We start from the raw sequence: 10,989 nt of genomic DNA on the forward strand, positions 1-10,989 counted from the left end.
CCCGACTCATGGGAAGGAGGCTCCGCAGGGTTTATTTGCCCCTCAGCCTGCCTCCGATATTCCCCAATACGGCACCGCCTGCTCCGGCTGCAAGGCCCCCTGTCTTGGTGGCCGTACGGTTCAGGTTACGGCTGAAGTTTCCGGCACCGCCTGCCTGCACTATCCAGCCTGCTACCGTAGGCACGGTGAAGTATCCGATAATCCCGATCAGCATAAAGATGATGTAGACACTGTTCGAGTTGTCTATCGAGTAGTCCGGATTGTTCTGCAGTTCCTGAATGTCATTCTGAAGCATCAGTACCTGAAGCTTGGCAAGCAGGGTGCTGAACAGGTCGCTGACCGGAAGCCACAGGTAAACGGAAATATATCTCGTGAACCACTGTCCGAGCGTGGACTGGAATCCGTCCCATACACTGAAGGCGAACGCTACCGGTCCCAGTATCGAGAGTACGACCAGGAAAAAAGTCCTCACGGTGTCTATCAGCAGCGATGCCGCTGCGAATATCAGCTCCAGCAGGCTGCGGAATGCGTCCCGGATTTTCTTTTCCAGATTATACATCCCGACTTCCACATACATGCCCAGCCGGGAGGCGGTATCTATGGTTGACCAGCCCAGTTCATCCAGCTGACGGTCAAACTCCTCGTCACTTACCAGATATGCTGTTTCGGGATTGCGGAGCATGGCCTCCTTTTCCAGTTCCTCCTTTTGGATCCGGTACTGTTCCATATCCATCGTCTGTCCTTCGAGCATCTTGTGTGTGCCCTGCACGATGGGACTGAGAATATTGTTCAGCGTGCCGAGCACCAGCGTGGGAAAGAGCAGGATGCAGATGCCTATGGCAAAGGGACGCAGCAGGGGATAGACATCTATCGGTTCGGCACGTGCCATCGACTGCCATACACGGACGGCAACGTAGAACAACGCACCCAGTCCGGCAAGTCCCTTGCCCACGTCCATCATGTCCTCGCAAAGGGGAAGCATCTCGTCATACAGGGTTGCCAGTATGGTGTGCAGGTTGGCAAAATCTATCGACAACGGCATCATGGCTACCAGTATTTGGAGGTTTCATTCCCATAGAGCCGCATCACACGTTCCAGGTCGTTCTTCTTTCTGGCCCTGAGGTAGCTTACGGCTATGTTCTTGTTCGTATAATAGCTCACAAGGTTGCGGTAACGGCGCATCTCGTAATAGCAGTTGTCCACCACGTCCATACGGTCCTTGTCGGTCATGGATAGGGTACTGACATTGATAACCTGTTTCAGGTCCTGCAACACGCCGTTGCTCTCTTCCAGCAGGCGGGTGTAACCGAAGGCGATGGCGTCCAGTTCGCGCGGTGAGAAGTTTTCATCGTTCATCATCTTGCCGAAGTTGGTTACATAGATGTCGGACACGTCGCCCACCATCAGGATGATGTCACGCACCTTGCGGGCATCCTGTATCAGGTTGTTGACCGATTTCAGCTGGTCGTAATATTTCTTGGCCTGCTCATAGATCTTTACTGTCTCGGCAAAGCTTTCTGCCGTATTGACTGCCGTCTTTGAGGTATGGGCGATATTGTCCGACATGTTTATGATGCTTTGGGCCAGATTGCCGGGATCTGTCACCACCCATTGGGCGCGTGCTCCGGTAACGCCCAGTACAAATGCCGTTCCGATCAGAAGCGTTCTTGCCTTCATGCCCGTTCCTCCTTCCTTACATAGTCTCCGCCCGGTGAGAATGTCAGCACGTCGGCTGCCTCATTGTAGGACACATCGACACGGTAGCCCGTATTGACAAACAGGTTTCCGTTTTCTTCCACCAGCAGGTAAGTCTGCGGCTTCAGCCTTCGGGTTCTCCCGCTACGGGAAAACACCGTCACCTTATAGCATTCTCCTTCCTTGTATACCAGCACGTCAGGTCTGCCTTCCACGCTGGTCCACGTTCCGCAGATCTTGTCGCGGTCGATACCGCTTTCCGAACAGCTCTGCAATATCATGGCGGCCATGCTTATCAGACATACCGCCAGCCTCATAAGGGGTCTGTTTCTCATAATCGTTTTCATTTCGGGTTTGATACCTGTTTCTGTTCCTCTCGCTTTTTCTCCGCCAGACGGCGGATGGCTCCTTCCAGACTGCCCTCCGGCCCTCCGGCAATCCGTTGTACTTCCAGTTTCTCCGACTCCTCGGTCGTGAACGTGAAGTATTCTTCCTCGCTCACTTCCGTGGCATATACTGCCGAGCAGGTTCCTCCAAGCCCTATCCATACTTCCCGGTAGAAGCGCCCGGGATGGTTCGCTTGGTTGATGGAAAGAATCTGCCCTTTCTCTTTCTCGGTCAGACCGAGCAGCCGCTGGATGTGCTCGAACTTGTTTATGTATTTCCGCTGGTCAAGCAGGATCTTGCAGTCAGAGTTGTTGATGATGGCCTCTTTCACAATCGGGGAGCTGATGATGTCGTCCACCTCCTGTGTCACCACCACAGCCTCGCCGAAATATTTTCTGACGGTCTTAAAAAGGTACTTGATGTATTCGCTCATATTGGCGGACATCAGGGCTTTCCAGCATTCCTCTATCAGTATCATCTTACGGATACCTTTGAGCCTGCGCATCTTGGCGATGAAAGTTTCCATAATGATCAGTGTCACCACCGGAAGAAGCACTTTGTTGCTGCTGATATTGTCCAGTTCGAATACGATGAACCGTTTGCCTGTCAGGTCCAGTTCCTTGTCGGAGTTCAGCAGGAAGTCATAGTCTCCGCCCCGGTAGAACGGTTCTAGAACGTTCAAAAAACCGTCAATGTCAAAATCCTTCTCACGCACCTTTTTCTCTTCAATCATTCTTCTGTAGTCATCGGCGACAAACTCATAGAAACCGTTGAAGTCCGGTCTGATGTTCCGGTTCTCCGAAATCTTTCGGATATAGGCGTTCACTGCTCCGGAAAGAGCGACCTCCTCCGAACGTTTCGGCGACTCGTCTTCCCGTTTCCACAAGGTCAGTATCAGCGTGTTGATACTGTCACGCTTCTCCACATCGAATTTTCCGGATTCGGTGTAGAACGGGTTGAAGGATATCGGATTGTCCTCTTCATACGTGATGTAAATCCCGTCCTTCCCGTTGGTACGGTCATGGATCATCCTGCACAGCCCCTGGTAGCTGTTTCCAGTGTCCACCAGCAGGATATGCGCTCCCTGTTCGTAGTATTGGCGGACAAGGTGGTTGGTGAAAAAGGATTTTCCGCTGCCCGAAGGCCCGAGGATGAACTTATTTCTGTTGGTGATGATTCCTCGCTTCATGGGCAGGTCGGAAATATCCACATGCACCGGTATCCCGTTCTGGCGGTCTGCCAGCCGGATTCCGAACGGACTGGGCGAGCTCCTGTAATTGGTCTCTCCGGCAAAGAGGCATACGGCCTGTTCCAGGAAGGTATAAAAGGATTCTTCGGATGGAAAGTCGCCTGCATTTCCGGGGATTCCCGCCCAATAGATGACCGGTGTGTCAATGGTGTTATACCTTGGCGTGCATTCCATCATGGCCAGCTGGCTGCCCGTGTCGTTCCTGATGCGGCGGAACTCTTCCGCATCCTCCGCCCAGGCGATGACGTTGCAGTGGCATCTGACGGGAAGCACTCCTTTGGTATGTGCCTCATCAAGATACATCTCCGTCCACTCCTGGTTAACGGCATTGCTCCGGCTGTATTTTGACAACGAGAGCATATTGCGCGAGTTTTTCTCCATCATCTGCAGGATTTCCTGTGCGTCGTCGATGAACACGTATTGCGAATAGATGTGGTTGCATGACAGCAGCAGTCCTACGGGTGCGGCAAAGGAGAGGCGGCAGTCGCTGCGGTCCGTGGACATCCTCTCGTAGCGCATGTCCGTGGAAAGTCTGCCGGGCAGGTCTTCCGTATCGGAAAGGGTATGCAGGCAGAGGCGTTTGTCGCCGATGCGCATCCTGCCGGGCTTGAGGCAGATGTCCTGCAATACGGCGGTCTCATCCTCCAGCGAGAGGGAAAAGTATTTTTCCACCAGTCCGGGACGTTCCTTCGTACCGGTGATTTCGTCTGTTTCCAGACGGCGAAGCCTTATATGTCCGGAATCATTCATAATACGCTCGAACTGTTCCACCGCCTCAAGAAAGCGGGCGGCAGCATCCTTGTCGGTTATCTCTTTGGGCAACAGGAATCCCCGGCAAAGGGTATTGAAGTCACTCTTCCGGCGGCTGCGTTCGCGGGTTGTCTTCGTCAGGAACAGGTAGCATTTGTGATTCAGGTAAGGTCTTTCATTGAAATGCAGCTCATAGCTGCGTGTCAGGAAGCTCTGTTCTCCGTCATCGGTCTTCGGACGGTAGGTTTCCTTGACGAACCAGTCCTGTTTGCAGACGACACTATGTTCCGGCAATACCTTCACGGCTTTGATCCAGGAGGAGTGCATGGCCTCATACTCGTCTGCCGTTACCGTGTACAGTTCGGGCAGTTCCACTTCGAAAGCCACGGTCAGGTCTGCATCCTTGCTCACGATACAGCCGTTTTCTACCGATAGCAGGGGGAATTTGCGTTCCAGCGTTTCCGCCTTTAATACATTTCTCATGATTGTTGTTTTTTTCTTCTTCTTGTGAATAATCTGAAAACTCTCTTGCGGTGAATCAGATAGCGTGGATGCCGTTTTTCAGCCAGCAGCTTCATCAGCCCGTGTTCACCGTAACGGGCATTCAAACGGAATATCACCCACACCAACAGGCTGCCGGACAGGATTCCGAAGGATAAGCATATCCATTGGTCCACCCCCGTCAGGTAAAGAAAGACTACCATAAGGAGCATCATCGCAAGCCCTCCGGCAAAGACGAACAGGTATTGCGACTTGAGTCCTTTGAACTCGACGGGGTTGCCGGCACCTTTGTTTACCGGATATTCCATAGGCTTTAGAGGAAGAAGGAACGTAAGATGGTGGCGGCTACGATCAGAAAGATACAGGCAAAGAACCAGCTGGCGGCGGTTTTCGAAGTGTCGGGATCTCCGCTGGAAAATTTGCCATAGGTCTTGATACCGCCTACCAGACCAAGCACCGCACCGATGGCATAGCATAGTTTGGTGGCGGGATCGAAATACGAGGTCATGAGGCTGGTTGCCTCGTTGATACCCGCAAGGCCCTGGCCCTGCGCAAAGGTGTTTGCGGCGATGACCGCGCACATCACAGAAAAAAGGATTCTTCTTTTCATTGTCGAATCGTTTGGGTAAGACATAAATTTGAATTCGACAACAAAGATAAATGGGGATAATGCGCTATGATTCAGAGGTGTCATCAGATGTCATCAAATGTCATCAGATGTCACCATTGTTGTTGCGAGAACACAAAAAATTATTAATTAAAGTACATTTCTATTCCTAGATGCATCTACCTGTCCTCCCTCATTGCAATATACAATACACAATCACAACAAAAAGTAAAAACTGAACTTCTTAATTTGGAAAACCAATATAAATAACTATATTTGTAATTGTAACTGGTGTAAATTAGGAAAAGTGCAGATAAAAATAAAAAATAAAGGAATCTTGGATTTTCATCTAGAACAAACAGATGAAAAAAAATGGGAACTAGTCACCAATGACAGATCAGTGGATATAACTTTGGAATGGTCAGGAGCTGCATTTACTATTTCTGAGAGTGATAAAATATTGATTGATGCTGATGATAAGGATTTGTCGCTTCTTCTAAAACAACTTGCCCAACAACTATCCCCTTTTGGATCGAATGGTGTTGAAGACGAAAATATTGAAGAAGAAAGTGAGGAAATGGAGCCTTTCAATCCAGAAGAAATATCTATTGATCCGAAAGTAGTACCTATGGATGCCCTACTTCGTCGATTAGTACAAAAAACGATTATTTTAAACCCTGATTTTCAGAGAAATGAAGTTTGGGATAATGTGCAAAAATCAAGGCTAATTGAATCCCTGATGTTAAAAATTCCTATTCCAATGTTTTATGTGTCATCCGATACTAAATCAGTATGGAGCGTTGTCGATGGTTTACAACGGATGAGTACAATTCGCGATTTTGTACTAGGTAAAGAATATCTAAAAAATCCCGAGAAAAATAAAGAAAAAAAAGGATATGGCATGAAATTATCTGGACTCGAATTTTGGGGGAGTAAATATGATGGTAAGTGCTTCAATGAATTACCTCTATTTTTGCAAAACCGAATTTACGAAACAGAATTTAGGTTCACCGTTGTTAATCCTGGCACTCCAGAAGAAGTGAAACGTAATATTTTTAAAAGACTTAATACTGGTGGAGCTCCTCTTACTTCGCAAGAAATCCGAAATGCACTTTATACAGGCAATGCTACTATGCTATTAGCACAATTAGCTAAGGAAAAGGCATTTCTTCAAGCTACTTGTGGTTCTATTCAGCCGAACAGAATGCTTGATTATGAAATAATATTGAGATATATCTCTTTTTTAATTAGAGACTATCCATCCTATAATCGTACTTTTGGATCTGATATTTGGCTAAGCGATACAATGATTATTTTGAATGCTCGTCCCACATATGAATTACCAGAATTCCAAAAGCGTATTCTTAAGAGAACCATTGCAATTAATACAATTAAAGACCTCAATGATGAAAAAATCAAAGAAGTTTTTGTTATAGCAATGAAAAGGGCAAAACTATTGTTTGGCAAACATGCTTTTAGAAAAAGTGTACCTGGTATGCGAAGAACCCCTATTAACAAGTCACTCTTTGAATCATGGGGTGTTTTATTAGGTAATATGTCCGAAGAACATTTCAGTTGTCTGAAAAGGCAAGAAAAAGTTTTCTTTCAAGAATATGGTATTTTACTTAAAACAAAAGCCTTTGAAATCGCAATATCTCGTGATAGCATGAGACATACCTCTGTAGCTTTTCGATATGAAAAATTAAAAGAATTACTAAATAAATTTTATGACAATGTTTAATCAACTAGATATACAAGGTTTTAAATCTTTTGAATATGCATCTTTATCGCTACATCCGTTAACAATATTAACAGGATTGAATAGTAGTGGTAAGAGCACTGTTATTCAAGCTATAAGAATGCTTGCACAAGGAATGAAAGGAAAAGATAATTGTTTATTGGATGGTTATGGAGATTGGAATGAATTGAAATGCAACCATTCTAATGAGACGAGTCTAAAAGTCATTACAGATCAAAATAATGAAATAAGTATTTCTCCGGATGAAATTTCTAAAGATAGTAATTTAAATGAATCTTTACCTGATATACTTTATGTTTCCGCAGATAGATTTGGTCCTCAGAAATCAATTCCTGTTACTTATAATATCGAATTAGGCAGTAAAGGAGAAAATATTGTGAAAGTAATTGAACATTTTGCAGAAAGAGAAATGCCTTCTTGTATTCTACATCCTAAAGCTGAAGGAGTTAGTTTTGAATATAACTTAAAAGCTTGGTTAAACATCATTTCTCCCGGAGTAACATTCAGAACAGAAATCAAAAAAGATACGGATATGTCATTTACTTGGTTTGACGATCATCGTGCCATGAATGTTGGATTTGGTTTGAGTTATACTTTAGCTGTTATTGTCGCTTTACTTGTAGGAGCTTTAAACAAATCGGTTGTCCTAATAGAAAATCCGGAAGCACATCTACATCCAAAAGGTCAAACGGAAATGGCAAAACTGATTACTCAAGCTATAGAAGCTGGTGCACAAGTGATTATAGAAACACATAGTGACCATTTGTTTGATGGCTTTCGTTTATCTGTAAAAGAGAAACCTATATTATCAAATTCCATTATAGCCTATTGGTTTACCCTAGATGAAAATCGCCTAACAACATTTGAAAAAATACATATTATAGAAGGTGGTCGTGTAGATAATTGGCCCGAGAGTATGTTTGACCAGTTTGAAATTAATGCTTCCCAGCTATTATGATGACCTTTTGTTTTAACCATTGTCTAAATGAAGTTGAATGTGAGGAAAATATAAATCTCATATTAAGAACTTTATTGGTAGCCCATAGCCGCCTTGGAGTTTCGACACAATATCCTATCATATTGCCATCTGAACCGAATACTGTGATAATTGCAGGAGTTTCTTTGAAGCAAATAGTAGAAACGATACCCGCTGACAAGGAGAATATTAATATAAGACGTTTAGCTTTTTCTATTCTTAACAATTACCCATTGACAAGCTTTTTTACTTCCGATCCAGAACTATCCAACGATGAATGCGGCAATTATCAGCTATTAGAACAAGATGCAGAAGCATTATTTTGGGCTCATAAAATGGGATGGACTGTCATATCTATGCCAGTATGTGATGAGGTAAAACAAAATCAGCTACAGCTAAAGTCAGAACTACTTGATAAAATAATTAATAATTGGTATGGTGATAATTTATCATTTATAAAAGAGTTAGAGGCGAAAGATGAAAAAAAATGCCAACAACAACTATCAAAGTTAGAATTCTTGTTTACAGGGAAAACAGCCCATATTTCTGATGAGTTTATTAAAAACTTTAAAAAGTCCCCACCGGGACTACAAAAATTAGTATTGAGCAAATTTGAAGATGCTAACATAGCAAGATTACTTTTCCCAAGTAGAGGCGATGACAATTTGGTAAAATTTTGCGAGGGAAAAGGGAATGAAACAACTTATGAGTTGCGCTCTAAAGCCATGGGAGGAATGCGTGTTTATTTTTTCTCCAATAATGATACAATAATTATTGCATCGTTACACACTAAAGCTCAATCGGTAGGCACAGAACAAACATCAGATATTAAAAATGCATCTGCAATAATAAAAAAAATAAAAATAAAGAATAACATCAAATAATTGTGAGACACCAATGTCTCTACCAAAAAATAAGTTCCACTCTATTGTCTGTTAAGTATAAAAGGAGTTTTAAACTCATATATAGGATTCTTTTATACTTAACAGATAATATTTTCAGACCAGATTCCTCCAGTCAGTAACATGTTTGCTTTCTTTCCTCTCTCTTTTCAAAGGCAACGCATTCCCCTCCTTATCCACATACTTCCCCATCAGTTCCTCAATCAGCTTCTTGTTCTCCACCTGGGAGGAGAACAGTTCAAACATGTCCGTTTCCCGGATGGAATGCAGTGTCATGGCCGCCCTGTATGATTTGTTCTCGTCCGAGCCGGCACCATTCAGGTTAAGCAGCACGTCGCCTACATTGAGCAGGTCAGCAGGAGTAACCATCGGAGCAATGGCTTCCGTTTCGGGAGAGCGGCTGTCCAGTTCCTCCTGTTCTTCTTTCAGCATTCTCATCTCCTCCAAAGGCAGTTTGCATTCCACTTCATCTTCCGGAATATCCTTATCCGCTCCGATAAAATCACTTCCGGTTTCCAGTTGCTGGCTCATGTAAGGGGCGACGGTCTTCCCGGCATTCTCGTCCAGATAGACAAAGCGGGTAGCTCCCATCACATCCTGTGCATTTCCCGGTTCACCGTTGTCTTTTTCAGCTTGTGGTCGATTGCGGGGAGTATAAAGCAGATCACAGATTTTACCTATTCTCTCTTTTTGTTTCCATACCTTATATAACAGATAAGCGGTACAGCCGAACCGTATTGATAAATAAACTATTTCTTCCATTCTATTGGCTTTTGAGTTGCTTCTTGATTATATATTTCATTGATGATATGCTGATACCTTTCCAGATGGTCTGACAGTACACTCCCTAAAAACATGGGGACAGACATTTCCGGTGCAATGACCGGCAATACTTTGGCAACAGTCCTGTACAATGTATCGTTAATATAGGTCTGCCTTCTTGCTCCCGACAGTTTCACTTTCAGAAACCGGCTCCGGTATTCATCTGAATCAGCCGCTCCATCCGGTGTTTTTTTTATTTGCTGTCTGGAAGAACCGCTTTTCTTCTCCTGTTTCTCCGGACAAGGTCCAGCCTGACTTTTTGTTTCCGGCTCCTCTTCCGGAGGAACCGTTCTTTCCAAAGCGGTCACATCTCCTGCCATCATGCGTTTCAATGCCTCCTCGTCCACTTGGTAATCCGTTCTTCTTTTGGTGGTCATAATTGTTTTTATTGAAGTTTCAGTATGGTTTCTATTTCCGCTGCCAGCAGGTCCAAACTGCTTCCTTTCATTGCGGAGGAAGATGGAGGGAACAAAGTGCTGCGGAACAGAGGCCCTTTCATTCCGGAGTCTTTTTTGTAACGTTCTGCACTGGGAATGACGGTTTCCAGTACCGGCAATTTCAGCGAACGGAAAATTTCAGTATAGCCGTTATACAGGTCTTTGGAAACACGTTTGTCCATCCGGTTCCAGAACATATGGATACCACGCAAGGGTACATCCTTATGCCGGTGCATGTATTCCCGGATGGCAAGGACAAAAGACATACTGCTCCGCATTGCCATTCTTTCCTGCGTGATGGGGGTGAATACATAATCCATATTGATTACGGACTGGAATACACCGGGCACATTTACGGTACCCGGAAGGTCAAAAAGGACAAGGTCATAATCCAGCTCCGACTTTTCAAGAAAGCGTCCGGCTGTTTCCCGGGCTTCTTCCGGAGTGGAGTTCAGGATGCTGTAGGCTTTCCTGCCGCTTGCTCCGAACTGTTCCACCAGCTGGTTTTGCAGATGCACGTTCTTTTCAATGTTTCCCACTTCCCAGTTCCGCATGGTACTGATGCTGTGCTGTGGATAATCACAATCCACCACCAGTACGTTATACCCCTTCAGGTAATGGAAGTAACTGGCGAGCAATACCGTGAACGTGGATTTTCCCACACCGCCTTTCTGGTTGCTCAAAGCGACAAATAAAGGTTCTTTCTTCATAGGCTTGAATTTAGAGTGTATAATTTGTTTCATATCTGTCCGGATTTTTTCGTTTCATCATACGGCAATGCATCCGTTGGTATATGGCAATGACGCATTGTTTGCCGGTTTGCATGAATACATTGCATACCATATTGCACCAGTGTAATACCGGTTGCCGATGGGCATTGCCATATAAGGTGCATTGCATTCAT

Annotated in this window: 12 protein-coding genes; 3 read left to right on the forward strand and 9 right to left on the reverse strand. The window is 44.9% G+C overall.

Annotated elements, in window-relative coordinates:
• Positions 1-31: 31 nt before the first annotated feature.
• Genes traJ through BVU_RS03410 form a run of 6 tightly spaced genes read right to left on the reverse strand, consistent with a single transcriptional unit; the run spans position 32 to position 5,276 of the window.
• Positions 32-1,045: a conjugative transposon protein TraJ gene (traJ, locus tag BVU_RS03385; protein WP_005802642.1), complete on the reverse strand. Its 1,014-nt coding sequence runs from the start codon at positions 1,043-1,045 to the stop codon at positions 32-34.
• A 2-nt stretch (positions 1,046-1,047) separates the two neighbouring features.
• On the reverse strand, positions 1,048-1,677 hold the full coding sequence (locus tag BVU_RS03390; RefSeq protein WP_004288758.1) for a DUF4141 domain-containing protein: 630 nt from the start codon (positions 1,675-1,677) through the stop codon (positions 1,048-1,050).
• Positions 1,674-2,030, reverse strand: coding sequence for a DUF3876 domain-containing protein (locus tag BVU_RS03395; protein ID WP_032936879.1), 357 nt, complete (start codon positions 2,028-2,030; stop codon positions 1,674-1,676). Before BVU_RS03395 ends, BVU_RS03390 begins: the two co-directional genes overlap by 4 nt.
• Positions 2,031-2,038: 8 nt before the next feature.
• Positions 2,039-4,564 (reverse strand): TraG family conjugative transposon ATPase, encoded by a 2,526-nt coding sequence (locus BVU_RS03400; protein WP_011964859.1) that lies wholly within the window; start codon positions 4,562-4,564, stop codon positions 2,039-2,041.
• Complete coding sequence (locus tag BVU_RS03405) at positions 4,561-4,890, reverse strand: DUF4133 domain-containing protein (RefSeq protein WP_011964860.1); 330 nt, start codon at positions 4,888-4,890, stop codon at positions 4,561-4,563. Before BVU_RS03405 ends, BVU_RS03400 begins: the two co-directional genes overlap by 4 nt.
• 5 nt (positions 4,891-4,895) lie before the next feature.
• Positions 4,896-5,276, reverse strand: coding sequence for a DUF4134 domain-containing protein (locus BVU_RS03410; RefSeq protein WP_007838794.1), 381 nt, complete (start codon positions 5,274-5,276; stop codon positions 4,896-4,898).
• Positions 5,277-5,526: 250 nt separating this feature from the next.
• On the opposite strand from BVU_RS03410, the gene BVU_RS03415 reads away from it, so the two are divergent.
• The 3 genes from BVU_RS03415 to BVU_RS03425 are packed head-to-tail and all read left to right on the forward strand — an operon-like array spanning position 5,527 to position 8,808.
• Positions 5,527-6,930, forward strand: coding sequence for a DUF262 domain-containing protein (locus tag BVU_RS03415; protein ID WP_005802634.1), 1,404 nt, complete (start codon positions 5,527-5,529; stop codon positions 6,928-6,930).
• Entirely contained in the window at positions 6,923-7,906 is a 984-nt protein-coding gene (locus BVU_RS03420) for an AAA family ATPase (protein WP_005802633.1), read from the forward strand. Before BVU_RS03415 ends, BVU_RS03420 begins: the two co-directional genes overlap by 8 nt.
• Positions 7,903-8,808, forward strand: a complete 906-nt coding sequence (locus BVU_RS03425; RefSeq protein WP_005802632.1) for a hypothetical protein — start codon at positions 7,903-7,905, stop codon at positions 8,806-8,808. Before BVU_RS03420 ends, BVU_RS03425 begins: the two co-directional genes overlap by 4 nt.
• 114 nt (positions 8,809-8,922) lie before the next feature.
• Here the strand turns inward: BVU_RS03425 and BVU_RS03430 are convergent, their stop codons facing one another.
• Genes BVU_RS03430 through BVU_RS03440 form a run of 3 tightly spaced genes read right to left on the reverse strand, consistent with a single transcriptional unit; the run spans position 8,923 to position 10,828 of the window.
• Positions 8,923-9,588, reverse strand: a complete 666-nt coding sequence (locus BVU_RS03430; protein WP_005802631.1) for a DUF4122 domain-containing protein — start codon at positions 9,586-9,588, stop codon at positions 8,923-8,925.
• Positions 9,576-10,025, reverse strand: a complete 450-nt coding sequence (locus tag BVU_RS03435; protein ID WP_004288745.1) for a DUF3408 domain-containing protein — start codon at positions 10,023-10,025, stop codon at positions 9,576-9,578. Before BVU_RS03435 ends, BVU_RS03430 begins: the two co-directional genes overlap by 13 nt.
• 8 nt (positions 10,026-10,033) lie before the next feature.
• The gene (locus tag BVU_RS03440; protein WP_005802628.1) at positions 10,034-10,828 is read right to left on the reverse strand and encodes a ParA family protein; all 795 of its coding nucleotides are present in this window, start codon (positions 10,826-10,828) and stop codon (positions 10,034-10,036) included.
• Between the last annotated feature and the right edge of the window lie 161 nt (positions 10,829-10,989).

This window comes from Phocaeicola vulgatus ATCC 8482 (genome assembly GCF_000012825.1).
Classification (GTDB): Bacteria; Bacteroidota; Bacteroidia; order Bacteroidales; family Bacteroidaceae; genus Phocaeicola; species Phocaeicola vulgatus.